The organism is Streptomyces sp. NPDC056480, assembly GCF_042795405.1.
In the GTDB taxonomy this organism is placed as follows: Bacteria; Actinomycetota; Actinomycetes; order Streptomycetales; family Streptomycetaceae; genus Streptomyces.
Genome location: NZ_JBHTSA010000044.1, coordinates 38627 through 65148, shown reverse-complemented (window position 1 = coordinate 65148; position 26522 = coordinate 38627). Strand labels below are relative to the sequence as shown.

Annotated in this window: 25 protein-coding genes and 1 riboswitch; of the genes, 10 read left to right on the top strand and 15 right to left on the bottom strand. The window is 73.4% G+C overall.

Going from position 1 to position 26522, the window contains the following annotated elements; all coding sequences use genetic code 11:
* Positions 1–111: 111 nt before the first annotated feature.
* A complete protein-coding gene (locus ACFQ79_RS20680) occupies positions 112–351 on the top strand; it encodes a bacterioferritin-associated ferredoxin (RefSeq protein WP_383585533.1) in 240 nt (79 codons plus the stop codon).
* Positions 352–360: 9 nt separating this feature from the next.
* Here ACFQ79_RS20680 and bfr read toward each other — a convergent pair whose 3' ends face one another.
* Complete coding sequence (gene bfr / locus ACFQ79_RS20675) at positions 361–837, bottom strand: bacterioferritin (RefSeq protein WP_030314454.1); 477 nt, start codon at positions 835–837, stop codon at positions 361–363.
* 177 nt (positions 838–1014) lie between these two features.
* Here bfr and ACFQ79_RS20670 point away from each other — a divergent pair, with 177 nt between their 5' ends.
* On the top strand, positions 1015–1659 hold the full coding sequence (locus tag ACFQ79_RS20670) for a sulfite oxidase-like oxidoreductase (RefSeq protein WP_383585530.1): 645 nt from the start codon (positions 1015–1017) through the stop codon (positions 1657–1659).
* Positions 1660–1729: 70 nt separating this feature from the next.
* Here ACFQ79_RS20670 and ACFQ79_RS20665 read toward each other — a convergent pair whose 3' ends face one another.
* The 6 genes from ACFQ79_RS20665 to thiO form a co-directional block, all read right to left on the bottom strand.
* Complete coding sequence (locus ACFQ79_RS20665; protein WP_383585528.1) at positions 1730–2347, bottom strand: DUF4396 domain-containing protein; 618 nt, start codon at positions 2345–2347, stop codon at positions 1730–1732.
* Positions 2348–2430: 83 nt separating this feature from the next.
* Positions 2431–3282: a deoxyribonuclease IV gene (locus ACFQ79_RS20660; protein WP_383585525.1), complete on the bottom strand. Its 852-nt coding sequence runs from the start codon at positions 3280–3282 to the stop codon at positions 2431–2433.
* A 7-nt stretch (positions 3283–3289) separates the two neighbouring features.
* Positions 3290–5212 (bottom strand): Stk1 family PASTA domain-containing Ser/Thr kinase, encoded by a 1923-nt coding sequence (gene pknB / locus ACFQ79_RS20655; RefSeq protein ID WP_383585522.1) that lies wholly within the window; start codon positions 5210–5212, stop codon positions 3290–3292.
* 679 nt (positions 5213–5891) lie between these two features.
* Positions 5892–6686 carry a thiazole synthase gene (locus ACFQ79_RS20650; protein WP_383585520.1) on the bottom strand — a complete coding sequence of 265 codons (795 nt, stop codon included), beginning with the start codon at positions 6684–6686 and terminating at the stop codon, positions 5892–5894.
* 5 nt (positions 6687–6691) lie between these two features.
* Positions 6692–6892 carry a sulfur carrier protein ThiS gene (gene thiS / locus ACFQ79_RS20645; protein WP_318211255.1) on the bottom strand — a complete coding sequence of 67 codons (201 nt, stop codon included), beginning with the start codon at positions 6890–6892 and terminating at the stop codon, positions 6692–6694.
* Positions 6889–8352, bottom strand: a complete 1464-nt coding sequence (gene thiO, locus ACFQ79_RS20640) for a glycine oxidase ThiO (RefSeq protein ID WP_383585516.1) — start codon at positions 8350–8352, stop codon at positions 6889–6891. The genes thiS and thiO overlap by 4 nt, the downstream gene beginning before the upstream one ends.
* Positions 8350–8463, bottom strand: a riboswitch (TPP riboswitch). (Overlaps the previous gene by 3 nt.)
* A gap of 82 nt (positions 8464–8545) precedes the next feature.
* Here thiO and ACFQ79_RS20635 point away from each other — a divergent pair.
* From ACFQ79_RS20635 to ACFQ79_RS20615, 5 genes are all read left to right on the top strand, one after another.
* Complete coding sequence (locus ACFQ79_RS20635; protein WP_383585514.1) at positions 8546–9781, top strand: NAD(P)/FAD-dependent oxidoreductase; 1236 nt, start codon at positions 8546–8548, stop codon at positions 9779–9781.
* Between the two features lie 43 nt (positions 9782–9824).
* Positions 9825–10190, top strand: a complete 366-nt coding sequence (locus ACFQ79_RS20630; protein ID WP_073916749.1) for an Rv2175c family DNA-binding protein — start codon at positions 9825–9827, stop codon at positions 10188–10190.
* 168 nt (positions 10191–10358) lie between these two features.
* Positions 10359–11012 carry a thiamine phosphate synthase gene (thiE, locus tag ACFQ79_RS20625; protein WP_383585511.1) on the top strand — a complete coding sequence of 218 codons (654 nt, stop codon included), beginning with the start codon at positions 10359–10361 and terminating at the stop codon, positions 11010–11012.
* 148 nt (positions 11013–11160) lie between these two features.
* Complete coding sequence (gene metF, locus ACFQ79_RS20620; protein ID WP_266965113.1) at positions 11161–12075, top strand: methylenetetrahydrofolate reductase [NAD(P)H]; 915 nt, start codon at positions 11161–11163, stop codon at positions 12073–12075.
* Between the two features lie 54 nt (positions 12076–12129).
* Entirely contained in the window at positions 12130–12966 is an 837-nt protein-coding gene (locus ACFQ79_RS20615) for a hypothetical protein (RefSeq protein WP_383585508.1), read from the top strand.
* 58 nt (positions 12967–13024) lie between these two features.
* Here ACFQ79_RS20615 and ACFQ79_RS20610 read toward each other — a convergent pair whose 3' ends face one another.
* The 5 genes from ACFQ79_RS20610 to ACFQ79_RS20590 all read right to left on the bottom strand — a co-directional run bounded on the left by ACFQ79_RS20610 (position 13025) and on the right by ACFQ79_RS20590 (position 19178).
* Positions 13025–14467 carry a phytoene desaturase family protein gene (locus tag ACFQ79_RS20610; RefSeq protein WP_383585505.1) on the bottom strand — a complete coding sequence of 481 codons (1443 nt, stop codon included), beginning with the start codon at positions 14465–14467 and terminating at the stop codon, positions 13025–13027.
* 42 nt (positions 14468–14509) lie between these two features.
* Positions 14510–15157, bottom strand: a complete 648-nt coding sequence (locus ACFQ79_RS20605) for a DUF4126 domain-containing protein (RefSeq protein ID WP_383585502.1) — start codon at positions 15155–15157, stop codon at positions 14510–14512.
* 272 nt (positions 15158–15429) lie between these two features.
* Positions 15430–16038 carry a TetR/AcrR family transcriptional regulator gene (locus ACFQ79_RS20600; protein WP_383585499.1) on the bottom strand — a complete coding sequence of 203 codons (609 nt, stop codon included), beginning with the start codon at positions 16036–16038 and terminating at the stop codon, positions 15430–15432.
* 43 nt (positions 16039–16081) lie between these two features.
* A complete protein-coding gene (locus tag ACFQ79_RS20595; RefSeq protein ID WP_383585497.1) occupies positions 16082–18178 on the bottom strand; it encodes a YhgE/Pip family protein in 2097 nt (698 codons plus the stop codon).
* Positions 18150–19178, bottom strand: coding sequence for an ATP-binding cassette domain-containing protein (locus tag ACFQ79_RS20590; RefSeq protein WP_383585495.1), 1029 nt, complete (start codon positions 19176–19178; stop codon positions 18150–18152). The genes ACFQ79_RS20595 and ACFQ79_RS20590 overlap by 29 nt, the downstream gene beginning before the upstream one ends.
* Positions 19179–19354: 176 nt before the next feature.
* On the opposite strand from ACFQ79_RS20590, the gene ACFQ79_RS20585 reads away from it, so the two are divergent.
* The 3 genes from ACFQ79_RS20585 to ACFQ79_RS20575 all read left to right on the top strand — a co-directional run bounded on the left by ACFQ79_RS20585 (position 19355) and on the right by ACFQ79_RS20575 (position 21461).
* Positions 19355–19873, top strand: coding sequence for an SAV_6107 family HEPN domain-containing protein (locus ACFQ79_RS20585; RefSeq protein ID WP_383585493.1), 519 nt, complete (start codon positions 19355–19357; stop codon positions 19871–19873).
* Between the two features lie 119 nt (positions 19874–19992).
* On the top strand, positions 19993–20781 hold the full coding sequence (locus tag ACFQ79_RS20580) for a class I SAM-dependent methyltransferase (protein WP_383585491.1): 789 nt from the start codon (positions 19993–19995) through the stop codon (positions 20779–20781).
* Positions 20782–21053: 272 nt separating this feature from the next.
* Complete coding sequence (locus tag ACFQ79_RS20575; RefSeq protein WP_383585488.1) at positions 21054–21461, top strand: DUF3040 domain-containing protein; 408 nt, start codon at positions 21054–21056, stop codon at positions 21459–21461.
* Positions 21462–21728: 267 nt separating this feature from the next.
* Here ACFQ79_RS20575 and ACFQ79_RS20570 read toward each other — a convergent pair whose 3' ends face one another.
* From ACFQ79_RS20570 to ACFQ79_RS20560, 3 genes are read right to left on the bottom strand one after another with little or no spacing between them, the layout of a single operon-like run.
* Positions 21729–24116: a DUF3488 and DUF4129 domain-containing transglutaminase family protein gene (locus ACFQ79_RS20570; RefSeq protein WP_383585486.1), complete on the bottom strand. Its 2388-nt coding sequence runs from the start codon at positions 24114–24116 to the stop codon at positions 21729–21731.
* Positions 24113–25465: a DUF58 domain-containing protein gene (locus ACFQ79_RS20565; protein ID WP_383585484.1), complete on the bottom strand. Its 1353-nt coding sequence runs from the start codon at positions 25463–25465 to the stop codon at positions 24113–24115. The genes ACFQ79_RS20570 and ACFQ79_RS20565 overlap by 4 nt, the downstream gene beginning before the upstream one ends.
* A complete protein-coding gene (locus ACFQ79_RS20560; RefSeq protein WP_383585539.1) occupies positions 25465–26481 on the bottom strand; it encodes an AAA family ATPase in 1017 nt (338 codons plus the stop codon). The genes ACFQ79_RS20565 and ACFQ79_RS20560 overlap by 1 nt, the downstream gene beginning before the upstream one ends.
* Positions 26482–26522 lie beyond the last annotated feature (41 nt).

The following is a 26522-nucleotide window of genomic DNA, read 5'->3' as shown; positions in this document are numbered from 1 at the left end:
GCGCGGATCCATGTGATCCGCGCCCCATCCTCGTATCCAGGGCTTTTACGGTCCCTCGGTGCCGGGTAAGGTTAGGTTAGCCTTATCGATCACGGCGGGAGGTGAACCGCGATGTACGTATGCTCATGCTTCGGAGTGACGGAGAAGCAGGTCAAGGCGCATGCCGACGCGGGCGCCTGCACGCCCCGCCAGATCGCCTCGGCCTGCAAGGCCGGCACGGACTGCGGTTCCTGTGTCCGTCGCATTCAGGCCATCCTCGGTCGCGGCAACTGCCCGCGACGCGACCTCCTGGACCAGGGCATGCCCGCGCTGGCGACGGAGACCGTCACCGAACTCGGGGAAGCCGCTTAGGGGGGAACCTCAGCTCGGCTGCTCGATGAGCGTCGAGATGTAGAGGGCCTCACCCAGGGACTCGATCAGCTCGAGCTGCGTGTCCAGGTAGTCGATGTGGTGCTCCTCGTCGGCCAGGATCTCCTCGAAGAGGTTGGCGGACGTGATGTCCCCCTTGGCCCGCATGACCTCGATCCCGCGCTTCAGACGGTCGATGGCCTCGACCTCGACCTGGCGGTCCGCCTGGAACATCTCGGTGAGGGTCTGGCCGACCCGTACGTGGAAGAGGCGCTGGTAATTGGGCAGGCCGTCGAGCATCAGGATGCGCTCGGTCAGCTTGTCCGCGTGCTTCATCTCATCGATGGACTCTTCGCGCGTGTATTTGGCGAGCTTCGTCCACCCCTTGTTGTCCTGGATGCGGTAGTGCAGCCAGTACTGGTTGATGGCCGTCAGCTCGCCGGTCAGCTGCTCGTTGAGAAACTCGAGGACCTCGGGGTCGCCCTGCATCGCAGAGGCTCCTTCCACGTTGCGTGTCTACGCCGTCACTGGGCAGGATGGCCGCATCCTCGCACCCCGAATGGGGGTCGTCCAGTAAGTGCAGGCTTAGTGGGAGTTGCCCGAATAGGGCCAGGCCGGAGGTCTCCTGGTCATGACCACCCCTCGCAGTCTGTCACCATGGATGGCATGGGTCGGACGGAGAGCGGAGTACACCGGGAGGCGGGGCAGCCGGATCGTTCGCCGGACCTTCCGCCGGGCCAGCGGCTCCAGCGCGGCTGGCCGGTCACCCATTACGGGCCCGTTCCCAAGTTCAAGCCGGACCGCTGGGAGTTCCGCATCTTCGGCGCGACGGCCGAGGGCGACAAGCGGTGCTGGAACCACGAGGAGTTCTCGGCCCTCCCCTTCTCCTCGGTCGTGGCCGATCTGCACTGCGTCACGAAATTCAGCATGCTCGGGGCCGAATGGGGTGGGGTCCCCGCCCGTACGATCCTCGAGCTCGCCCCGCCCGCGCCGCAGGTCACCCATGTGATGGTCTGGGCCGAGTACGGCTACAGCGCCAACATGCGGCTCACCGACTTCGCCGACGACCGTTCGATCTTCGCCACCCATATGGACGGCGAGCTGCTCACCGCCGAGCACGGTTTCCCGCTGCGCCTGGTCGTCCCGCACCTGTACGCCTGGAAGGGTCCCAAGTGGGTCCGCGGCGTGGAGTACATGGCCGCCGACCGGCGGGGCTTCTGGGAGGAGCGGGGCTACCACAACCTCGGGGACCCCTGGACGGAGCAGCGGTACTCGTACCAGGAGGAGCCGGGAGACGGCCCGGAGTTGTAGCGCTCCGGACCGTCCTGCGGCGTGATGCCGCAGGACGGTGGCGTCAGTGGGGTCAGTGGGTCGGTGGGGGTCAGTGGTGGTACTGGTGGACCACCGCGTGCCCCTTGCCGCGGCCGATCATCCACTTGTTCACCGGAACGGTGATCACGAAGGCGGCGGCGAGCGCGATGGCGAGGACGATCCAGAAGATCGGGTCGGACAGGTGGGCGTCCATGGCGCCGGGCCAGAGTGCGATGACGCCGTTGTCGATGATCTCCATGACCGCGATGGACAGGGTGTCGGCGGCGAGCGCGACCTTGAAGGCTGTCTTGAAATCGATGCCGGCGGCCAGGATTCCGCGCAGGGTCAGCGCGTAGCCGAAGAAGAAGGCCAGGATGATCGCGAGGATCATCGTCTGCGTGTTGCCCCAGCCGAGCGCGGTGCCGATGATCATGCCGAGGACCTCGCCGATGGCGCAGCCGGTGAGGCAGTGCAGCGTCGCCCTGGCCGCCATGGACCAGGAGGCCTTGCCGGGGGTGTGGTGGTGAGCGCCGTGGCCCTCGTCGTGCCCGCCGTGCTGCCCCTGGTGGCCTTCGTGGCCTTCGTGACCTTTGTGGCCGCCGTGGTCGGGGTGGCTCTCGGGGCCGGCATGAGCGCTGTGGGTGCTGTGAGCGCCGTGGTCGTGATGGGCGTGCGCGTCGTGCTGCATGGGTGCCCCCAGGGTCGGGTAGCGGTTCCTGCCGTCACAGGAACCGTATACCCCCCTGGGGTATTCCTCAACGGGAAACCGTGTCAGTCCCTCAGCTTCTTGAGCAGCTCCACGTCCGCCAGGTGCCCCGCCGTGCCGCCGGGCGTCTCGATGATCAGGGGCACGCCCTCGGTCGCCGGGTGACGGAGGAGGTTGCGGAACGCGTCCTCGCCGATGTGCCCCACGCCGATGTTCGCGTGCCGGTCCTTCCGCGCGCCGACCACGTCCTGGGAGTCGTTGGCGTGGATCAGCTTCAGCCGTCCCTCACCCACGGTCGCCACCAGCTGGTCGAGCGTCTGCGCCGCGCCCTGCGGACCGGTGAGGTCGTGGCCGGCGGCGAAGATGTGGCAGGTGTCCAGACAGATCCCCAGCTTCGGGTGCCGGTCGAGCATGTCGAAGTACGGCCCGAAGTCCTCCGCGCGCGAGCAGAGCGAGAAGCCCTGGCCGGCCGTCGACTCCAGGAGCAGATCCGGGTCGTCGTCGTGCGTCAGCTCGTCGAGCAGCGGCAGCAGCAGCTCCCGGACCTGCGCGAGCGCCACCGCGCGCGGGCGGCCCCCGGTCGCCGAGCCGGTGTGCACCACCACGCCCTTCGCGCCGATCTCCCGGCCCCGCCGCAGCGAGTGCCGCATCGACTCCACCGACTTCTCCGCCGTGGCCTCGGTGTGCGAACCGAAGTTGATCAGGTACGGGGCGTGGACCCAGGCCGAGATCGACTCGGCGGCGCACTCGGCGCGGAACCGTTCGTCCTCGGCGGGGTTCCCGGGCGGAGTGGCCCAGCCGCGCGGGTTGGCGACGAAGACCTGCACGGTCTCGGCGCCGAGCTCGCGGGCGTAGCCCAGGCCGACCTTGGCCAGGCCACCGGCCACCGGGACGTGGCCACCGACGGGGTTGCGCATCAGTTCTCTACAGTCCCTTGATCGTGATCGTCACGGTGGAGCCCTCGGGCGCGGTGGAGCCGCCCTCCACGGACTGGCCCGTGACCTCGCTGCCCAGGTAGGGGAAGGACTTCTTGACCTCCACCTCGAAACCCTCGTCCTCCAGGGCCGTACGCGCGTCGTCGACCGTCTCGCCGACGACGTCCGGGACCGCGACGAGCCGGGGGCCCTTGGAGACGGTGAGGGTGATGGTGTCGCCCTCGGCGGCCCGGCTGCCCTCGGCGAGCGACTGGGCGGCGACGGAGCCGACGGCCTCGGGGGAGTTGATCCGCTCCGGGGCGAGGACCACCTTGAGCCCCTCGTCCTGGAGCAGGGCCGTGGCGTCGGCGACGGTCTCGCCCGTGACGTCGGGGACGTCGATCGGGGAGCCCTTGCTGACCACAAGGGCGACGGCCGAGTCGGGGGCCCGCTCGGTGCCGGGCTCGGGGTCGGAGCCGATCACGGCCCCCTGCGCGACGGTGTCGCTGAACTTCTGGGTGATCACCCCGGCGACCAGGCCCTCCTCCGCGAGGACCCGCCTGGCCTCGGCGAGCGGCTTGTTCTTGAGGTTGGGCACCTTCACGATCTCGGGACCGCGGGAGAGGGTCAGGGTGACCGTGCCGTTGCCCCGCAGACGCTCGCCGGGAGCCGGGTCGGCAGCCATGACCGTGCCGCGCTCGTACACGTCGCTGAACGCGCGCTTCGTCGTACCGACCTCGAGGCCGGCGTCGGTGATCCGCTTGGTCGCCTCGGTCTCCGTCTGGCCGAGCACGGCGGGGACACGGGTGAACTGGCCGGAATTGATGTACCAGACACCGGTGCCGAGACCGAGGGCGAGCAGGACGCCCAGGACGAGCAGCAGTGGGCCGCGCGGGGGCCGGCGACGGCGGCCGGGCGTGGGCGCCTCGGGGACCGGCAGCCGGTTCGTGTGCAGCACCTGGTGCGCGTCGGCCCCGGGCCCGGCCGCCTCCGCGGCCGGTACGGCACGGGGGATCACGCTGGTCCGGTCGTCCGTGGTGTCCCGGGCCCCGGACCGGGCCTGCGGGGGCGCCGCGTCCAGCTGCTCCTCGCCGAGCGCGGCGCGGGCCTCCCGGAGCAGGGCCAGCAGGGCGACGGCGTCGTACGGGCGGACCTCGGGGTTACGGGCGGTGGCCGCGGCGACCAGCTCGTCCAGTTCCACGGCGAGTCCGGGAACGGCCGCCGAAGGGGCGGGCACGTCCGTGCTGAGGTGCTGGTAGAGCACCTGGGCGGGGGTGTCGCCGGAGTGCGGCTTGCCGCCGGTCAGCATCTCGTACAGGACGACACCGCAGGCGTACACGTCGGCGCGGGTGTCGGCGGTGCCGTGCTCGATCTGCTCCGGCGCCAGGTACGAGACGGTCCCGAGGACCGAGCCGGTGGTGGCGGTCGCCGAGCCCACGGCCCGTACGAGACCGAAGTCGGCGACCTTGACCCGGCCGTCGTCCCCTATCAGGACGTTCTCCGGCTTCATGTCCCGGTGCACGAACCCGGCCCGGTGCGCGGCGCCGAGCGCGGCGAGCACCGGCTCCAGGATGTCCAGGGCGGCCCGGGGCGCGAGGGCGCCGCGCTCGCGCAGGACGTCACGGAGGGTGCAGCCGGCCACGTACTCCATCGCCAGATAGACGTACGCGCCCTCGGCGCCCTGGTCGAAGACCCCGACGACGTTGGGGTGCGAGAGGCGTGCGACGGACTTCGCCTCGCGGATGAAGCGCTCGACGAACGCGGCGTCGGTGGCGAGGGCGGGGTGCATCACCTTGAGCGCGAGGACGCGGTCGAGACGGGTGTCCACGGCCCGGTAGACCGTGGCCATCCCGCCGACGGCGATGCGCGCGTCGACGCGGTAGCGGCCGTCGAGCAGCCGCCCGACGAGGGGGTCCTGAAGGGTCGTGTCCACGGCGTCGAGTCTACGAGGGGGTGGAGGGGGGCTCCGCCGTACGCCCCCGACTGCGACCCACCTGTGACGAGCCCCGCACGCTCCCGCCACCGCGCCGCCCTGCCGGGTGCCTTCACCCTGCCCACCTGCCGGGAGGCAGCCGCCCACCCCTGCCGTCGGCAGCCGCCCCGCCTGGGCGGCGCCCGTCTGTCCCGGGGTGCGGGCCGCCCACCGCCCCCCACGTTGTGGGCATCTGTTCCGCTGGGGCGGAACGGGTGGGCACAACGGAACGGCGCCCTTTGCCGGGCCTAGGCTTCCGCGCCTGAACCCGCACCCGGTGCGCGGCGCACTGGTGGTGCGGGCCAGGGCACGGGGGCGGAGGCGCCGCCAGAGGGCGCCGTCCCGTGTGCCCACCCGTCCCGCCCTGCGGGACGATTGCCCACACGGGGGGTGGGCGGGGGCGGGGGCGGGGGCGAGCGGCCACCGGCGGTGGGTCGGGGTGCGGGCGCCGCCGCACACGGCGGTGGGCCGGGGTGCGGGTGCGGGCGCACGGCTGTGGGTCAGGGTGCGGGCGCCGCCGCACTCGGCGGGGGTCGGGGTGCGGGTGCCGCCGCACACGGCGGTGGGTCGGGGGCGGGTGTAGCCCGACTGGGGGCTGGGCGGCGTGTGCGCCCACCGGCGGGGAGTCCCCGCCACCGTGTCAGAAGGCCGGGCGTTCCGGGTCCAGGGTGGGGCGGCCCTCCCTGGGGGACGACGCCTCCGCGAAGTGCCGGCGGGGAATCCTCCCCGCCCGGTACGCCAGCCGCCCCGCCTCCACCGCGTGCCGCATCGCCGAAGCCATCAGGACCGGCTCCTGCGCGCGCGTCACCGCCGACGCCAGCATCACCGCCGCGCACCCCAGCTCCATCGCGAGCGCCGCGTCCGACGCGGTGCCGGCCCCCGCGTCGAGGATCACCGGCACCCCCGCCCGTTCCGCGATCAGCTGGAAGTTGTGCGGGTTGCGGATGCCGAGGCCCGAGCCGATGGGGGAGCCGAGCGGCATGATCGCGGCGCAGCCCACGTCCTCCAGCTTCCGCGCGAGGACCGGGTCGTCGTTGGTGTAGGGGAGGACGGTGAAGCCGTCGTCGACCAGGGTCTCGGCCGCCACGAGGAGCTCCTCCCCGTCCGGCAGCAGCGTCCGCTCGTCGGCGACGACCTCCAGCTTGATCCAGTCGGTGCCGAGCGCCTCGCGGGCGAGGCGGGCGGTCAGGACCGCCTCGCCCGCCGTGAAGCAGCCCGCCGTGTTCGGCAGGACCCGGATGCCGAGCCGCTCCAGGACGGAGAGGACCGAGCCCTGGACCGTCGGGTCCAGGCGCCGCATCGCGACCGTCGTCAGCTCCGTACCGCTGGCGACCAGTGAGCGCTCCAGGACGTCGAGGCTGGGCGCCCCGCCGGTGCCCATGATGAGCCGCGAGGAGAACTCCGTACCGCCGAGGGTGAACACGTCGTCGGACATCGCGCTCAGCCTCCCTGGACCGCGGTGAGGACTTCCACCCGGTCGCCCTCGCCGAGCAGGGTCGTCTCCCATTCGCCGCGCGGGACGACCGTCTCGTTGAGGGCGGCGGCGACTCCGGAGCGGGCCTGGGTCAGGGTCGCCACGAGGGCGTCGAGGGAGACGGGGCCGGAGAGCACGCGGGCCTCTCCGTTCACGGACACGTTCATGCGGGCTGCTCCTGACGTACGGGCGCGGGCGCGGGGGAGAAACGGCGGGGGGTGAAGGGGCGGGCCTCGTCGGGGAGGACCCCCGTGGTGAGCACCTCGGCCATGACGTCGCCGGTGACGGGGGTGAGCAGGACCCCGTTGCGGTAGTGGCCGGTGGCCAGGTGCAGGCCGGGCAGTGCGGTGGGGCCGAGCAGCGGCGCGTTGTCGGGCGACGCGGGGCGCAGGCCCGCCAGGGTCTCGGTCAGCGGCAGTTCGGTGAGCCCGGGGACGAGTTCGTGGGCGTCGCGCAGCAGCTCGTACACCCCGCCCGCCGTCACCGTGGTGTCCCAGCCGAGTTCCTCGCTGGTGGCGCCGACGACGAGTTCGCCGTTCTCGCGGGGCACCAGGTAGACGTGGCTGCCGCGGACGACGGCCCGGACCGTCCGGGAGAGGAAGGGGGCGTACGGGGCCGGTACGCGCAGCCGCAGCACCTGGCCCTTCACCGGGCGCACCGGCGGAAGCACCTCGTCCGGCACCCCCGCGAGGCGGCCGCTCAGACTGCCCGCGGCGAGGACGACCTGGTCGGCCGTCAGTTCCCCGCCGCCGGCGAGCACGACACCGCGCGCCCGGTCCCGTACCGCCGTCAGGCTCTGCGCGAGCTCGCGGTGGAAGGCCACCCCGGCGCGTTCGCAGGCGAGGAGGAGCGCGGCGGCGAGCCGGCGCGGATCGACCTGGTGGTCGCCGTCCACCCGGAGCCCGCCGCGCACTCCCGGGGCCAGCATCGGTTCGAGGCGGCGGCACTCGCGGCCGCTGAGCCACTCCGAGGTGAGTCCGCAGCGGGTCTGCAGGGCGTGCAGTTCGCGCAGGTGGGCCCGGTCGTCGGCGTCGAGGGCGACGGCGAGGGTGCCGCAGGCGCGGTAGCCGACGTCGTGGCCGGTGATCTCCTGGAGCTCGGCGACGAACGCGGGATAGCGCGCGGCGGAGGCGAGGTTGAGCCCGAGGAGGGTCTCCTCGCCGTAGTGGAGTTCGGTGACGGCGGCGAGCATCCCGGCCGCGACGTGGGCGGCGCCGCCGCCCGGGGCCGGGTCGACCACGGCGGTGCGCAGGCCGCGTCGCGCGGCCCGCCAGGCCGTGACCAGGCCGATGATGCCGCCTCCGACGACGAGGACGTCGGCGCCGCGGGCAGCGGCCCCGCGGCCGTCGGACGCCGCGGCGGACCGACCCGCGTCGGGCGTGGTGGCATCCGGTGCGTCCGTGTCGGGCGTGGTGGCATCCGGTACGTCCGCGTCGGGCGCGGTGGCATCCGGTGCGTCCGCGTCGGGCGTGGTGGCATCCGGTACGTCCGCGTCGGGCGCGGTGGCATCCGGTGCGTCCGAGGCGGGCACAGCGGTGCCCGGCACGTCCGCCGCGGATGCGGTGGTGTCCGGTGCGTCCGCCCCGGACACCCGGCCCTCGGACACATGGACTTCGGAAGAACGCATGGGCGTCCAGCCCCTCCCTTCGCCGGCATGACCCGGATCAGGTTCGTACGGTCGGAGGCCGTTCCAGCCTCCCTCTCAGCCCGGTGCGTCCGGGCTCCCGCGAGTGCTTTACGCCCGCCACACTAGCTTCCGCCTCCGGGGGGCCGCAGACCCCTCCCTTCCTGACGGTTCGTCAGATGCGTAAGGTGGTCGGGTGAGCGAGCAGAAGCAGGCACAGCAGCACGTCGTGATCGTCGGCGCCGGCATGGCGGGCGTCCAGACCGCCGTCGCCCTGCGCGAACAGGGTTTCACCGGCACCGTGACCCTCATCGGGGCCGAGCCCCACCAGCCCTACGACCGGCCCCCGCTCTCCAAGGCCGTCCTCCTCGGCAAGGCCGAGGGCTCCGCCTTCGACATCGACTTCGAGGAGCTCGGCATCGAACTCCGCCTTGGTCTCGACGTCACCGGGCTGCGCGCCGACGACCACGAGATCGACACCGAGGCCGGGCCCGTCGCGTACGACGTCCTGGTCGTCGCCACCGGCGCCCAGCCGGTCACCCTGCCCGGCACCGAAGGCGTCCCCGGGGTCCATCTGCTGCGGACCCTCGACGACGCCGTCCGCCTCGGGCCCGTCCTGGAGCGCCGGCACAGCGTCGTGGTCGTCGGCGCCGGCTGGATCGGCGCGGAGTTCGCCACTGCGGCCCGCGAGGCCGGCTGCGCCGTCACCGTCGTCGAGGCCGCCGACCGCCCCCTCGCCGGGGCCCTGCCCGCCGAGGTCACCGCCCCCATGGCCGAGTGGTACGGCGAGAACGGCGCCGAACTCCTCACCCACGCGCGCGTCCGCACCGTCGAGCCCGGTACGCCGGGCAGGGTCGTCCTCGCCGACGGCCGCGAGCTGCCCGCCGACGCCGTCGTCGTCGGCATCGGCGCGGTCCCCGCCACCGGATGGCTCACCGGCTCCGGGATCGCCCTCGACCCGAGCGGCGCCGTCACCGCCGACGAGCGGCTGCGCACCAGCCTGCCCGATGTGTACGCCGTCGGGGACTGCGCCTCCTTCCCCTCCGCCCGCTACGGGCGGCGTCTCCTCGTCCACCACTGGGACAACGCGCTCCAGGGCCCCCGCACGGTCGCCGCGACGATCACCGGTGCCGGTACGGGGGCCGAACCCGGGCCGTACGACCCCGTCCCGTACTTCTGGTCCGAGCAGTTCGGCCGCTTCGTCCAGTACGCCGGGCACCACGCGGACGCGGACGAGCTGCTCCGGCGCGGCGACCCGGCCGAGAAGACCTGGTCCGTGCTGTGGCTGCGGGCCGGGGTCCCGGTGGCCCTGCTCGCGGTCGGCCGCCCCCGCGACCTGGCCCAGGGCCGCAAGCTCATCGAGACGGCCACCGCCGTCGACCCCGTGCGCGCGGCGGACCCGTCCGTCCCCCTGAAGGCGGCGGTCGTCTAGGGCCCGACTACCGGCTGTCGGTCCGGGATGGCAGGCTTGTCCTGTGACCGAGATTGACGTAAAGATCGATGCGCTCGTCCCCGCCTGGCTCTACGTGCCCGACATCGCGGAGATGCTCGATGTCGAGGTGACGCGCGTGCGGCAGCTGATCAAGGACGGTCAGCTCATCGCCGTGCGCCGTGGAGAGAACAACGCCCTGCAGATCCCCGCCGCCTTCATCCAGGGCGACAAGATCGTCAAGGGCCTCGTCGGGCTCCTGACCGTGCTGCGGGACGACGGCTTCACCGACGAGGAGATGCTGGAGTGGCTCTTCACTCCGGACGAGAGCCTGCCGGGCACGCCCGCCCAGGCGCTCAACGAGAACCGCGGCACGGAGGTGAAGCGCCGCGCCCAGGCGCTCGCCATCTGACGCGCCACCGAAGGACACCATGAGCGGGTGTCGCGGCGCCCGGCCCCACCGCCGGGCCGCCGCGGCCCCCGTGCCACCGGTGCGGGAATCCCCGCGCCGCACCGCCGGGGTACCGCCCCGCGACACCCACGGGGAGCGCCCCCGTGCCACCGACGGGGGGAACCATCCATGCCCACGCCTCGTGAGCTGCTCGCCGACGCCCGGCTCTACCTGTGCACCGACGCCCGGAAGCGCCAGGGCGACCTGCCCGCCTTCCTGGACGCCGTGCTCTCCTCCGGCGTCGACATCGTGCAGCTCCGCGACAAGGGCATGGAGGCGGGCGAGGAGCTGGAGCACCTCGCCGTCTTCGTCGAGGCCGCCCGCCGGCACGGCAGGCTCCTCGCCGTGAACGACCGGGCCGACGTCGCCCACGCCATCGGCTCCGACGTGCTCCACCTGGGCCAGGGCGACCTGCCCGTGCCCGCCGCCCGGGCGATCCTCGGCGACGACATCCTGATCGGCCGCTCCTGCCACGCCGAGACCGAGGCGGCCGCGGCCGCCGTCGAGCCCGGCGTCGACTACTTCTGCACCGGCCCCTGCTGGCCGACCCCCACCAAGCCCGGCCGGTACGCGCCCGGCCTCGACCTCGTGCGGTACGCGGCGGGCCTGGCCCAGGACCGCCCCTGGTTCGCCATCGGCGGTATCGACGAGACGAATCTGGACGAAGTCCTGGACGCGGGCGCGCGCCGGATCGTCGTCGTCAGGGCCATCACCGAGGCCGACGACCCGGCCGCCGCGACGGCCGCCCTGGCCAAGCGGGTCCGGGAGCGCGCGGGCGAGTAGGGCCTCCGTCCGGCGGCTCGGGGGCCGTGGGGCGGCCCGGGATCCGTCGGAGGTTCGTCCAGCGATCCGCCCCGCCGACTGTCCAAAACCGTGTCCACCACTCGGACAGCGTTCACGCACCTCCGCGCGGCCCGTCTAACCTGCCCGTATGGCCCTTGGTACCGCTTCCGTCCGTTCGGACCGCGCCCGCACGGTCCGCGAGATCCTCGCCTCCGGCGGCACGTCGTACTCCTTCGAGTTCTTCGCGCCCCGGACCGAGAAGGGCGAGCAGGTCCTCTGGAACGCGATGCGCCGCGTCGAGGCGGTCGGCCCCAGCTTCGTCTCCGTGACCTACGGCGCCGGCGGGTCCACCCGGGGCGGCACCGTCAAGGCCACCCAGAAGATCGCCTCCGACACCACGCTCACCCCGGTCGCGCACCTGACGGCCGTCGACCACTCGGTCGCCGAGCTGCGCAACGTCCTCGGCCAGTACGCCGACGCCGGCATCCGCAACATGCTCGCCGTCCGCGGCGACCCGCCGGGCGACCCGCTGGGGGACTGGGTCGAGCATCCCGAGGGCGTCAAGTACGCCGCCGACCTCGTCCGGCTGATCAAGGAATCGGGCGACTTCTGCGTCGGCGTCGCCGCCTTCCCCGAGATGCACCCCCGCTCCGTCGACTGGGACACGGACATCCGGCACTTCGTGGACAAGTGCCGCGCCGGTGCCGACTACGCGATCACCCAGATGTTCTTCGACCCCGAGAACTATCTGCGGCTGCGGGACAGCGTCGCCAAGGCGGGCTGCGAGACCCCGATCATCCCCGAGGTCATGCCCGTTGTGAACGTGAAGACCCTCGGCCGGCTGCCCCAGCTGAGCAACGCCCACTTCCCCGCGGATGTGAAAGAGCGCATCCTCGCCGTCAAGGACGATCCCGCCGCTGTACGCTCCATCGGTATCGAGTTCGCGACGGAGTTCTGCGCGCGGCTGCTCTCCGAGGGTGTCCCCGGACTGCACTTCATCACGCTGAACAGCTCCACCGCGATCGAGATCTACGAGAATCTCGGACTGCACCAGCAGTCGTGACCGGTCGTACCCGCCCCGACCCGCGGCGGTGACCGTGGAGAGGGGCGGCGGGGCATGGGGTGGACGGTCCTCTACATCGCATTCGGCGTGGTCGCGCTGTGGCTGCTGGGGGAGGTGCTCCTCCAGTACAAGGCGCGACTGCGCTGGCGCGTGCTCGCCTTCTGCGGCTTCCTCGGCGTGGTCCTCGGCGTCCTGATGTCCCTGGTGGCGGTCATCATCGTCGGGGCGGTCGCCTTCGCCGTCGGCCAGACCTATGTGACGCTCTCCTTCCGCCGCGGCTTCTCCACCGGCTGGGCGCTCGGCGGCAGCCCCGGCGCGAGCCGTCGCCGCAGGTCCGGCGCCCCGCCGCAGGCCGGACCCACCCTCGAGGTCACCGAGCTCTCCTACGAGGCCCAGGACGCCCCGTACGACGGACCTGAGGGGACCGAGGCTCCGTCTCCCGCGGAGACCACCGCGGTCTACGAGCCCCTGCCGATGCCCGAGGACACGGGCCAGTACGGCGTCTACAACGGGGGCCAGGACGCGGCCCACGGCGCCTCCCAGACCCCCGGCACCGGCTACGAGACGGGCTACCAGACCGGGTACGACCCCTACGCGCCCGCCTACGACCAGCAGCAGCCCGCCTACGACTACGGTCAGCCCGCCGGGCAGCAGCAGTACGCCGCCTACTCCGACCCGTACATCGGCCCCGGCACCGACGGCCAGCAGTACGGCTCCTACTACGGCGACCCGTACGCCCCCTCGTACGCCTACGACACCCCGCCCGGCGGGGTCTGGGTCCCGCAGCAGCGCGACACCGACCAGCCGCCCCAGCCGCAGCAGCAGCCGCAGGGACCGGGACAGTACGGCTACGAGCCGCACCCGGACGACCAGCAGCAGTACCGGTACTGACCGACCGTGGGGCCCGGCACGTCCGCCGGGCCCCACGTCCGTCCCGCCCCGCGCCCGACTACTGGGAGCCGCGGAAGTCCGCGCCCTCCACGATGAACCCCGCCACCAGCGCGCCCGACATGCCCGCGTGGGCGAGCCCGCCGCCCGGGTGGGACCAGCCGCCCGCGAACCAGAGGCCCGGCAGCGGCGAGCGGTTGCCGGCCGGGAGCAGCCGTCCGCCGGCCCCGGCCAGCGCGGGCCCCGGCACCTCGGCGGCACCCGTGTCCCGCCGCACGTCCTCCGGGGTGCGGACGTGCCGCCACGACAGCCGCTCCCGCAGCCCGGGGACCGCCTGCCCGGCCGCTTCGGCCATCCGGTCGGCAAAGGCCTCCCACGCGGCCGCGTCCCGCTCGGGAGACGTGGGGACGGTCGCCGTGACCGTCACCGACTCGTGGTCCGCGTCCGGGCGCAGCGCCGGGTCGTCCGGGCGCAGCACCGTCACCGTCGGCCGCTCGCCCGCCGCGTGGACGACGGTGCGGTGGACCGCGTCCGCCTCCCGGGGGCCGCGCAGCGCCAGACAGACCGTCACCCGGCCGGTCCCGGTGACCTGGTGGTGCGGCCAGTCGTCGCCGTGGTCCCACTCGACGACGTGATCACGGTAGAGCGCGGGCACCGGGGCCCCCGAGACGACATGGTCGGCCTCGACGGTCTCTCCGCCGGCCAGGCGCACACCGACCGCCCGGCCGTCCTTCTCCAGGACGTCCTCCACGGGCGTGTCGAAGACGAACTCGACCCGCCGCTTCCGGCAGCGCTCGTACACCGCGTCGGCGAGCGCCCGCAGGCCCCCGCCCACGTACCAGCTGCCGAAGGTCTGCTCCATGTACGGCAGGACGGCGGCCGAGGCCGGGGCCGTCGCCGGATCGAAGCCGTACGACCACGCGTACGCGTCGAGGAGGGCGGCGAGCCGGGGGTCGCGCAGCTCCCGCGCCCCGACCTGCGCGAGGGTCGTCGTCGGGCGGCGCAACAGGCCCGCCTTCAGGGCCGGGTACGGCTCGCGGGCCAGCGGCGCCGGGTCCGCGGGCTGCGGCTCCTCGAGGAGCGGGCGGCGGGTGCGGTCCCAGGCCTCGCGGGCGCGGACCAGGAAGTCGCCCCAGCGCTCGCCCGCGCCGGCGCCGAGCGCGGTGTCCAGGGCGGCGACCGTGCCGGCCCGGGAGGCGTTCGGCAGGTCGACCCGGGTGCCGTCGGCGAAGACGTGCCGGCTCGCCGGGTCGACCTGCGTCAGCGTGACGCACTCCTCCAGCGGTTCCTTGCCGGTCTTCACGAACAGGTCCCGGTACACGGCGGGCAGATGCAGCAGCCCCGGGCCCGTGTCGAACGCGAACCCGTCGCGCGCGAAGCGGCCGACCGCCCCGCCGTACGTCGTCCCCCGCTCGTACACCGTCACCCGGTGGCCCGCCACGGCCAGCCGGGCCGCCGCCGCCATGGCGCCGAGTCCCGCGCCGATCACCACAATCCGTGCCATGTCAGCGACCCTATCCGGCGCCCCGGACAGTCCCGAACGGGCTCAGAAGTGTTCCGAACCGTCGCCGGACGGCGGCCGGGCGCGGGCGCGGGCCTCCATGTCGGCGAGCCGTCTCTCCTCGCGCCGCTGCGACCTGCGGCGCAGGAAACGACGGATCCGCTGGGCGAGGAAGATCAGTATCACCAGGCCGCCGATGAGCAGCACGCCCGCGATGCTCGCCGCCGCCACCGGATGGAAGAGCGCGAAGGTGACGATGGCCGCCACCCCGAGGTCCTCCGCCAGGCTCAGCGCGACATTGGAGAACGGCTCGGGCGTGGTGTTGACCGCCATCCTCGTCCCGGCCTTCACGAAGTGGCTCAGCAGGGCCGTCGAACCGCCGACCGCGCCCGCCGCCAGCTCCGGCAGCGAGCCGTTCTGTCCGGCGAGCAGGGCGCCGACCACGGCCCCCGCGATCGGCCGGATCACCGTGTGGACGGCATCCCATATCGAGTCGACGTACGGGATCTTGTCCGCCACCGCCTCGCACAGGAAGAGCACGCCGGCCGCGACGAGGACATCGGTGCGCTGCAGGGACTCGGGCACCTCGTCGGTGAGCCCGGTCGCGCCGAACAGGCCGAACAGCAGGACCACCGCGTACGCGTTGATCCCGCTCGCCCAGCCGCTGGTGAACACCAGGGGGAGTACGGACACGCCCGCGATCGTAACCAGTCTGAGTATCCGTACCTAGGGGGCGAGATGAGTAGGTACGCGGATGAGCCAGGGCCGCGGAGACGGAAGAGTGGAGTCCACGGAAGGGGCGCGGCCCCGGGAACCGCCGACACGGGGCGGCGGAACCGGGGCCGCGTGCCTGCCGCAACGGGGCACGGGGGTGTCACGGGGGACGTACGGCGAAGGCCGGTCCGGCGAGGCTCGGGGGGATCGAGCCTCGACGGACCGGCCTTCGCCGTGCCGTGGGACCGGGCCTAACGGCCGCCCACCCGGCCGTGCAGCAGTCGTGAGAGCGCCGCGTGCACGTCGTCGAGCGAACGCTCGCTCTGGAAGGCCTGCCAGTCGAGCGCCGCCACGAGCACCATCCCGACGAGCGCCGCCGCCGTCAGCTGGACGTCGATCTCGTCGCTCAGCTCACCGGCCGCGACCGCCTCCCGCAGCACCCCCTCGACCACCGCGACGGCCTCCTGGCGGACCACCAGGAGCGTGGAGTTCCAGGCCCGGTTGGTGCGCCAGAGCTCGGCCACGTACAGCTGGGTGAAGGCCGGATAGCGGTCGATGAAGACGAGACCCGCCCGGATCATCGCGTCCAGCGCGTCGACCCGGCTCCCGCCGCGCACGGCGGTCTCCTCGGCCGCCGTCCGCAGCGAGGCGGTGAGCAGCGACACCCCATGGCGCAGCAGCTCCTCGAAGAGCTCGGTCTTGCTCTTGAAGTTGTAGTAGACCGTGCCCTTGGCCACGCCGGCCCGCTCGGCGATCTCGTCCACCGTCGTCGCGGAGAAGCCCTGCTCCGCGATGAGGGTGACGGCCGCCTCGTAGAGCTTCGCGCGCGTGGCCTGGCGTCGGGTGCTGCTGCTGTCCATGGGGTCGATTCTCACAGGTGTCGCGGGTGTCACCGGCCCCGTCTCACAGGGTCAGTTCGGGGTGGAGCCGGTCGAGCGTCCAGACCTGCTTCTTGCGGGCGGACACGGCGGTCAGCGCCAGGGCGCCCAGGGTGAACGCGGCGAGCACCGCGCAGGCCTGCCAGACGGGCCCGATCCCGCCGCCCGAGATCAGCCGGCGCAGGGCCTCGACCACGTAGCTCATCGGCAGGAAGGGATGGACGGCGTTGAAGAAGCCCGGACTGGTCTGGACGGGGTACGTGCCGCCCGCCGAGGTCAGCTGGAGCATCAGCACCGCGAGGACCAGGATCCGGCCGGCCGCGCCGAAGCGGGCGTTGAGCCACTGGATGATCGCCGAGAAGCAGCAGGTGACCAGGGCGAGGAAGCCGACGGTTCCGGCGGCGCGGTCCATCTGGAGGCCGAGGCCCCAGTGCAGGACGGACATGAGGGCCGCGACCTGGAGGACGCCGATGGCCGCCACCGGGAGCCAGCCCGCGAGGGCGATCCGCCAGGCGGAGCCGCCGGCGGCCAGCGCGCGCCGGTTCAGCGGCTGGATGATCATGTACGCGACCATCGCACCGACCCAGAGGGAGAGCGGGATGAAGTACGGGGCGAAACCGGTGCCGTAGTTCGGCGCCTTGTGCAGCGACTGGGAGGCCAGCTGCACGGGGTCGGCCATGACCTCCGTACGCCGGTCGCGGTCCTGCTCGTCGTAGTCGGGGATCCGGTCGACCCCGTCCTTCAGGCCGGAGGCGAGGGTGCCCGAGCCGTCGGCCAGCTTGAACAGACCGCCGTCGAGGTCGCCCGCGCCCTTCTTGAGCTTGCCGACGCCGGTGTCGAGGTTCACGGAGCCGGTCTTGGCGCCGGAGATGCCGGTGTGCAGCTTCTCCGCGCCGGCGGCGACCTTCTTCGCGCCCGCGTTGAGCTCGTTGATCTTCCGGATGGCGTCCTCGACGTCCTCGTCGAGGTGCGGGGCGCGGCGGGCCAGCTCGTCGGCCTCCCGCGTGAGCTTCGCGAGCCGCGCGTCGAGCGTCTTGAGGTCGCCCGTGCTGCCCTTGGTCAGCTCGTGGACGTCGTCCGCGATGGTGGCGACGTCGCCGGCCGTGACCGAGGCCTCCTTGAGCTTGGCGCAGACGGTGGGGAACTCGGCGGCGGCCTCCGGGTTCGCCACGCACTCCTCCTGGTGGGCCTTGGCCAGCTCGTCGTCGGCCAGGTGCGCCGCGCCGCGGACCACCGGGGCGCGCTTCACCAGGTCGTCGAGGTTGTGGCGGACCGCGGTGGCGGAGTCCGAGACGAGCCGGGCGGTGTCGCGGATCGACCTGCCGTTGTTCGCCAGATAGGGGCGGACCTTGTCGGCGGTGCCGTTCACCTTGTCGGCGAGCGACTGCGTGCCGTTCGCGACCTTGCGGGAGCCGCTCTGCAGGTCCTTGGCGCCCTTGTCGAGCTTCTTCAGGCCGGCGGCCAGGTCGCCGCTGCCGGTCTTGGCGTCCTTGAGGCCGTTCGCCAGGTCCTTCGAGCCCTTCTTCGCCTTGTCCACGCCCTGCTTGAGGTCGCCCGCACCCTTGGCGGCCTTCGCGGTCGCGTCGTGGATGTCGGAGAAGGAGATGAAGATCTTGTCGAGGAAGGTGCGGGAGGACTTGGTGGAGGCCGCGGTGCGGACCTCGGAGAACACCGTCCGGGAGATCTGGCCGACGATGTAGTTGTTGGCGTCGTTCGTCCGCACCCGCAGGGCACCGGTCTCGGGGGAGTCGCCCGAGCTGGAGGCGATGCGCGAGCTGAAGTCGCCGGGCATGGTCAGGGACAGGTAGTACGTGCCGTCCTCGACGCCCTTGCGCGCCTCGGCGTCGCTCACCCGGTGCCAGGCGAAGGTCTTGCTGTCCAGCAGACCCTTGGTGATGTCGTCACCGGCGTTGATCTTCTTGCCGTCGGTGGTGGCACCCCGGTCCTCGTTGACGAGGGCGACGGGGATCTTGTCGAGCCTGCTGTACGGGTCCCAGAACGAGTACAGGTACAGGGCGCCGTACAGCAGGGGCAGCAGCAGGATCGCGACGAGCGCGGCGCGCGGCAGCTTTCCCCTGCCGAAGCGCTTCAGCTCAAGCGCGGCCAGTTTCGGCGAGCGCATCGGCCGCCCCCTCCTCGGTCGTGTCTTCGGTGAGATCGCTTTCGGCCTTGCCGGCCTTGTCGGACTCGGACGCCTTGCCGGACGCCGGGGCCTCGATCGCCTTGGTGCCGGCGCCGGTGCCGGTCTCGTCGGCGTCGGCGTCGGCGTCGGCAGTGGCAGCGGCCGCTGCCGCGGGCTCCGCGTCGTCGGTGCGGGCCTCGGTGGCTGTGGCGTCGGCGTCGGCAGTGGCCGCGGCTTCCGTGTCGTCGGTGCGGGCCTCGGTGTCCGTGGCGGTGGCGGCCGCCGTGGCGGCGTCGAGGGTGGTGATCCGCAGGGCGCCCTCGGGGGCCTCGCTGCAGACGGCCAGGACGGTGGTCCCCGCGTCGGCCACCGAGCGCAGCAGCGCCCAGGCCTCGGCGCGGTCGGCGTCCGAGAGCTTCAGATCCGTGTCGTCCACGGCGAGCAGCCGGGGCCGGCCGATCAGGGCCAGGGCGATCGAGAGCCGCAGGGCCTCAAGACGCTCCAGATCCCGTACGGAGGTCCGCTCGCCCTTCGGCAGGGCGGCCAGGTCGAGCCCTGCGGCCGCCACGGCCTCGTCGATCCGGGCCCGGGCCGACGCGCGCCGCTCGGACGGGCGGCGCAGGAAGGTCCGGACGGAGCCGTCGAAACGGCGCTGGAGCAGGGCCCGCTCGCCCAGGTGCTCGGCCACCGTGAAGGCGGGATCGAGCTCGCTGACGCCCGGGACGTGCCCGAGGGCGCTGATCCGGCGCACCGCGGCCATCCTCTTGGGGAGCGGCAGTCCGCCGACCTCGGCGGTGCCCTCCTTGGCCTTCATCCGCCCGGTGAGGGCGAGCAGCAGGCAGGTGCGGCCCGAGCCCGAGGGCCCCTCGATCGCCACCAGCGTGCCCGGCCCGGCGCGGAACGAGACCTCCCGGAAGGCCCAGCCGCGCGGCCCCTTCAGTCCGAATCCGTCCACGACGACGGCGGCGCCGTGCGGTCGCTCATCGGCTTCCGCTCCCACGGGCCCACCCCCCGATTCCCCTTTTGAACTGACTGGTCAGTGCAAAAGTTACCCCCGAGTCGGGTTTCCAAGCAAAACCCCAGGTCAGAAGTGCTGGGAGGGGGATTGTCAGTGGGGGCGGGCACGATGGACACATACGGCCACGAAGCCGTCACGCGACGACAGGAGGACTCGTCATGGCAAGCCCTTCCGCAGCAGCCGCGCCCCGCCGACGCCCCACCCCCGCGCAGGCGGGACCCGCGTCCGACATCCACCCCGTCCCGCGCGCCGCCGCCGCCCCGCCGGCCGCCCTCGACCTCCTCGCCAAGGCGCACGCCGGCCTCGCCGAGGCCGCCGCGCTCGACCGCCCCCACGAGCGGTTCGCCGCGGCCCACCTCGCCGCCCTGCGGGCCGCCGCCGCCGTGCTGGCCGCCCGGGCCAGGCCCGAGACCGGGTCCCGCCGCCGACAGCGGATACGGAGCGCCTGGGAGCTCCTGGCCGAGCTGGCGCCCGAGCTGACCGAGTGGTGCGCCCTCTTCGCCTCCGGAGCCGAGCGCAGGGCCCGCGCCGAGGCCGGGATCGCCGGCGCGGCGACCCGGCGCGAGGCGGACGACCTGCTCAGGGACGCCGCGTACTTCCTGCGCCTGGTCGAGCGGCTGCTCGTCCTCCAGCCGGTGCTGCCCCGGCAGCCCGGCCCGGACGAGGCCGGCGACTGACCACGCCGCGGGCCCGGGGGTGCGCCGCCGATCGAGCCGGGCCCGCGGCGTGATCGGCAAGCCACCCCCCAGGCCATAGGGTGGGGGCGTCCGTACCCGTCACCGAGGAGTCAACAGCCGTGCCGGACCCTTCCCCTGTCTTCGGTCGAGAGGCGACCTCGCGCCCGTCGCGCGCCTCCCTGCGTACCGCCGTCGTCTGGGACGTCCTCAAGGACGCCCTCGACCGCCGGGTCGAGGCCACCGGGAAGGACAGCCTCGACGTCCTCGACACCGGCGGCGGCTCCGGGAACTTCGCGGTGCCGGTCGCCCGCCTCGGTCACCGGGTCACCGTCGTCGACCCCAGCCCCAACGCGCTCTTCGCGCTGGAGCGCCGGGCCGCCGAGGCCGGGGTCGCCGACCTCGTCACCGGCGTCCAGGGCGACATCAGCGGCCTCTTCGACGTCGTCGGGCGCGAGAGCGCCGACGTGGTGCTCTGCCACGGGGTCCTGGAGTACGTCGACGACCCCGCCGAAGGCGTGCGGAACGCGGTCGCCGCGCTCCGGCCCGGCGGCAGCCTCAGCCTGCTCGCCGCCGGACTCGGCGGCGCGGTCCTGGCCCGCGCCCTCGCCGGACACTTCACCGAGGCCCGGCACGCGCTCTCCGACCCGGCGGGCCGCTGGGGCTCGGGCGACCCCGTACCCCGGCGCTTCACCGCCGAGCAGCTCGCCGAACTGGCCGACGGGGCCGGTCTGGACGTCGGCGCGGTACACGGTGTCCGGGTCTTCGCCGACCTCGTTCCCGGCGTCCTCGTCGACACCGAACCCGGCGCGGCCGAGGCCCTGCTCAAGCTGGAGGCGGCCGCCGCGGAGCTGCCCTCCTTCCACGCCATCGCCACCCAGCTGCACGTACTGGGCGAGAAGCGGGCCTGAGCTGGACGGCCACCCGTTCGGTGGTGCGGGCCGCGGCACTCCATGGAGTACGCCACAGCCCGCCCGATAACGGGCTCTGCCCCGTATGATCGGGGGACAGCATCCGGCATGACGGAGGAGGGCCTGGGGAATCAACGCCTCAGCAACCGATCCGCATGGCGGCCCGGATTGGCTATTCGGCATTGAGGGCGGGTTTCACGGGGGCGATTCCCTGCCTATCCTGAAAGGGCCGCAAACCGGTCGCCCCCGCGACCGACGACTAGGAGGACTCCGTGCCGCTCTCGGAGCACGAGCAGCGAATGCTCGAGCAGATGGAGCGAGCGCTGTACGCCGAAGATCCCAAGTTCGCGACAGCGCTCGAGGGAAGCGGACTGCGTACGTACACCCGGCGACGGGTCTACCAGGCAGTCGCCGGCTTCCTGGTGGGTATCGCGCTCCTCATGGCCGGAATGGTCGCACAGCAGATCTGGATCAGCGTGGTGGGATTCCTCGTCATGCTGGGCTGCGCGGTCCTGGCGGTCACCGGATGGCGCAAGGCGCCGAAGCCGGGTGAGCAGCAGGCCACCAGTGGTGGGACGACGGCCGGTGGCCGTCAGACCCGGCAGCGACGTTCCATGATGAACCGGATGGAAGAGCGGTGGCAGCGCCGCCGCGACGAGCAGCAGGGTGGCGGCCACTGACGGCCCCCTGAGCGGAGGCCCCGCGCAACGAATCCGACCGAGCCCTGTGGTGCCGACCACGGGGCTTCGTCGTGCCCGCCCCCTGGCCGCGTGCTACTCCGCCGAGCCGCCCCCCGGGCTTCCGCCCGCCGCCCCCCGTTGCGGGCTACTCCGCCGGGCCGACGCCCGCCCGGGCTTCCGCCCGCCGGCCCCCCACGGTGGGTGGGCGCGGGGGCGCGGCGCCGCCGGGTGGGGTGGAGGCTCGGAGGGGCCTCCACCCCACCGGGGTCAGTCGCGGCGTGGGCGGAGGGTCGCGCGGGACAGCAGGGCGTCACGGCGCCTCGACCAGCTCGTCGCCGTCTCCGACCACCGCGCCGCCGTCGACCACCGCAGCCGCGCCGCCGACCGTGGCACGAGCAGCGCGCGCAGGCGCGTCCCGCGGTCCGCCGTCGCGTGGAAGCCCGCCCGGATCCGGGCCGCCTCCTCCGCCAGACCCGAGGCCGGCCGCGGGTTCGGCGCGTACAGCGTCTCCTCCACCGCCCGGGCCACCCGGTGCACCGCGTCCGCGGCCTCGCCGCCGAGTTCGCCCAGGCGGACGATCCGGGCCGCCGTACGCCTCGGGGTCTGCGACTCGTCCGGTTCGACCCCGTAGTCCCAGGCCGTGTCGACGATCTCCTGCCAGACCGAGAGCGTGGCCCCGGCCGTACCCAGCCGGCGTGTCCGTACCCGGGTACGCCACAGCAGGGGGAGGAGGGGGACGGCGAGGACCGCGAGGACCCCGACGACGATCAGGACCACCGTCAGGGGGTTCGGGCCCCCGCCGGACGAGTCCGCGCCGGCCACCTCCTCCTCCGGGCCGCAGTCGCCGAGCCGGCGCTCCTGCGGCGTGCAGCTCGCCGAGGCGCTGGGCGCGGCGGACGGCTGCGCCGAGGCGCTCTGCTGCGGCTGGGCGGGACCGGTGGCCGTGCCCGAGGGCGTGTTGTCCTGCGTGTACGAGGGGGTGGAGCCCCGCGAGGGGGTCGGCTCGAACCGCGTCCAGCCCGCACCCTCGAAGTACAGCTCGGGCCACGCGTGCGCGTCCCGGATGCCGACCGAGACCGAGCCGTCGGTCTGCGTCGTGCCCGGCATGAAGCCCACGGCCACGCGGGCCGGGATGCCCAGGGAGCGGGCCATCGCCGCCATCGAGAAGGAGAAGTGGACGCAGAAGCCCTCCTTGTCCTTCAGGAAGCGGGAGATCGCCTGCACACCGGTGCCGGACTCGACGTCCACGTCGTAGCGGAAGCCGCCGTCCCGGGCGAACCACTCCTGGAGCTTCACCGCCTGCTCGTAGTCGTTGCGCGCGCCCTTGGTGACCTGGAGCGCGGTCGCCTTCACATCGGCCGGCAGCGAGGCCGGGATCTTGGTGTACTCGCGGAGGAGCTTCTCCGGCGCGTCCCCGGCCGCGGCCAGCTGCGCGGACGTCGGCTGGACCTCCAGGCTGGAGACGGTGTAGCGGGCGCCCTTGGTGGTCTGCTTGTCGTCGCCGACGAGCATCCGGCCGGCCGGCTCGTACCGCCAGCGGCCGTCGATGTCGACGCGGCCGGCCGGGTACGGCATCGGCAGCCACTTCTGCTCGTACCCCTCGGAGGCGACGAAGTTGCTGGTCACCTCGGTGATCCGGACGCTCTGGGAGAGTCCGTCGGGCCAGGGCAGCTGCTTGGGCACGGCCTCGATCGGGCGGGCCGATGACTTCCACGAGGTGCCGTCGAACTGGTCGAGCGCGACGAGCCGCAGATACAGGCCGGAGGTGTCGCGGGCGTTGGTCCGGTAGCGGAGGACCTCCCGGTCCTCCGGCTGGCGGAGGTTGTCCTGGAGGGAGACCAGCGGGTTCACGGCCGAGATCGTGCCGCCCCGGCCCTCACCGCCGGTTCCCTCGCCGTCGCCGTTGCCGATGAGGCCGCCGGTGAAGCCGGGCAGCGCGAACGGGACGACCATGGCGACGCCCATGGCCACGGCACCGATGCGGCGGCCGGTGCGGGCCGGGGCGAAGGTGGGGCCGCCGCCGCCCGCGACGGACGAGCCGGGCCGGGCGGAGCGCTGGGCGCCGCCGAAGACGCGGCCCCACTGCGAGAGCCGGTCGCGGCCCTCGGCGAGGAGGAGCAGCAGATAGCCGGAGGCGGCGAGGAGGAACCAGAGCCAGCCGGCGCCGCCGCCGGAGAGGCCGGCCGCCACCGAGTACAGGGCGAGCAGCGGAAGGCCGGCCGGGGCCGCCTTGCGGAAGGTGACGGCGAGGGTGTCCACCATGAGGCCGATGGCGACCACGCCGCCGACCAGCATGAGCCGGATGCCCTCGGTGTCCGGGGCGGGGATCGCGTACCGGCCGACGTCCTCGGCGCCCGCCGCGAACAGGTCGGCGGCGTGCGTGAAGACCTGCGGGCCGGGCAGGAACCAGAGGATCGCCTGCTCGCGGGCGAAGATCACGGTCAGCGCGAGGAGCGCGACGGCGAGCTGGGCGAGCAGGGTCAGCGGCCGGGCCAGCGGTGCCCGCCGGGTCAGTGTGCCCACCCCGCTCACCAGGGCGAGGACGAAGGCGGCCGTGAAGATCCAGGTCGCCGGCTTCACCAGGGGAAGCAGGGCTCCGGACGCCATCAGGGTGGCGCCCCAGGCGGCCAGGGTCAGCCGTGCGCGCCCGCTCATGACCATCCTCCGTAGGTGTCGGCGGCGGACTCGGCGCGGACTCCGGCCGCCTGCTGCCACAGGTCGGCGAGCTTGGCCGCGGGCGGTACGGCCAGCGCCGTCCAGCCCGCCTCGCGCAGCTGCCGTACCCGGTTCTCGACGGCCCCGGCGACCGCGCCGCCGGTCAGCCAGGCCCCGGAGTCCAGGACGAAGGCGACGGCCGCGCCGGTGCGGTTCCGCATCCGGGCGGTGAGGGCCGCCTGCTCCTCGTCGAGATCGCCCACGAAGGCGACGAGCAGTCCTTCGTCGCCGCCGCGCAGCAGGTCGGAGGCGCGGGAGAGACCGCCGCCGTCGGAGTGGTCGACGACCGCGAGGGTGTCCATCATCAGACCGGCCGACTCGGCCGAGTCCTGGGCGGAGCCGGCGAAGCCCTCGGTGCCCTCGCCGGGCACGGAGGTGCCGGTGTCGGTGACGAGGCGGACCGCGTAGCCGCGCTCCAGCATGTGGACCAGGGCGGAGGCGGCGCCGGAGACCGCCCACTCGAAGGCCGAGTCGGGGCCGGAGCCCTGGTAGGCGATCCGGCGGGTGTCGAGGAGGACGGTGCAGCGGGCCCGCTGCGGCTGCTCCTCGCGGCGGACCATCAGCTCGCCGTAGCGGGCGGTGGAGCGCCAGTGCACCCGGCGCAGGTCGTCACCGTGGCGGTAGGCGCGCGGAATGATGTCGTCGTCGCCGGCGAGGGCGAGCGAGCGCTGGTGTCCGTCGCCGTACCCCGAGGCCTCGCCGACGAGCTTGACCGGCGGCAGCGCCTCGGTCCGCGGGACGACGGTGAGGGTGTCGTACGCGTTGAAGGAGCGGGTCAGCTCGCACATCCCGAAGGGGTCGTTGAGCCGCAGCTGGAGCGGGCCCAGCGGGAAGCGGCCGCGCAGGTCGGAGCGGACCCGGTAGGACACCTCGCGCCGGCCGCCCGCCTCGACCCGGTCGAGGACGAAGCGGGGGCGGGGCCCCAGCATGTACGGCACGTGGTCCTGGAGCATCAGCAGCCCGGTGGGGAGCTTGGAGACGTTCTCCATCCGCAGCTGGACCCGGGCCTCGGAGCCCGCCTCCACCCGCTGCGGGGTGAGCCGGCGGGAGGCGGCGACCCGGTAGCGGGTGCGGTGCAGCACGAGGACGCAGATCAGCGGCAGCGTGGCGAGCAGCAGCCCGACGCGCAGCAGGTCGGCCTGGCCGAGGACGTACGCGCAGGCGGCGGCGGCCACTCCGGCGGCGAGGAAGGAACGGCCACGGGTGGTGAGACCGCCGAGGGCGGTCCGCAGACCGCCCCGGTCGTCCTCGTCGCCCCGCTGTCCGTCCGGCACGGCAGCGGTGGTCATCACAGCCGCCGGGCGCCGGGCTGCTGGCCGTAGAGGGGTCCGGCGGGCGGGGCCGCGGCCGGGACGGGGGTGCGCTGCAGGATGTCCTGGACGACCTGCTCGGCGGTGCGGCGGTTCAGCTGGGCCTGTGCCGTCGGCAGCAGCCGGTGGGCGAGGACGGGCGCGGCGAGTGCCTGGAGGTCGTCGGGCAGCACGTACTCGCGGCCGCTGAGCGCGGCGGAGGCCTTGGCGGCCCGCAGCAGGTGCAGGGTGGCCCGCGGGGAGGCGCCGAGCCGCAGGTCGGTGTGGGTGCGGGTGGCGGAGACGATGTCGACCGCGTAGCGGCGTACGGCGTCGGCGACGTGGACCGCGCGGACCGTCTCGATCAGCTTGAGGATGTCGTGCGCGTGGGCGACCGGCTGGAGGTCGTCCAGCGGGGAGACCGAGCCGTGCACGTCGAGCATCTGGAGCTCGGCCTCGGCGCTCGGGTAGCCGATGGAGACCCGGGCCATGAAGCGGTCGCGCTGGGCCTCGGGCAGCGGGTAGGTGCCCTCCATCTCGACCGGGTTCTGCGTGGCGACCACCATGAACGGGCTGGGCAGCTCGTAGGTCTGGCCGTCGACGGTGACCTGACGCTCCTCCATGGACTCCAGGAGCGCGGACTGGGTCTTCGGCGAGGCGCGGTTGATCTCGTCGCCGATCACGATCTGCGCGAAGATCGCGCCCGGCTTGAACTCGAAGTCCCGGCGCTGCTGGTCGAAGATCGACACGCCGGTGACGTCCGAGGGCAGCAGGTCCGGGGTGAACTGGATGCGGCGCACCGAGCAGTCGATGGACCGCGCCAGGGTCTTGGCCAGCATGGTCTTGCCGACGCCGGGGACATCCTCGATGAGGAGGTGTCCCTCGGCGAGCAGCACGGTCAGCGAAAGCCGTACGACCTCGGGCTTGCCCTCGATCACACTCTCCACCGATCTGCGCACCCGCTCCACAGTGGTGGTCAGATCAGTGAGGCTCGCTCGATCGTCATAGGTCGTCACCCGGCCCTCCTCGGCCTTCCGGAACACGGACACCTGCCCCC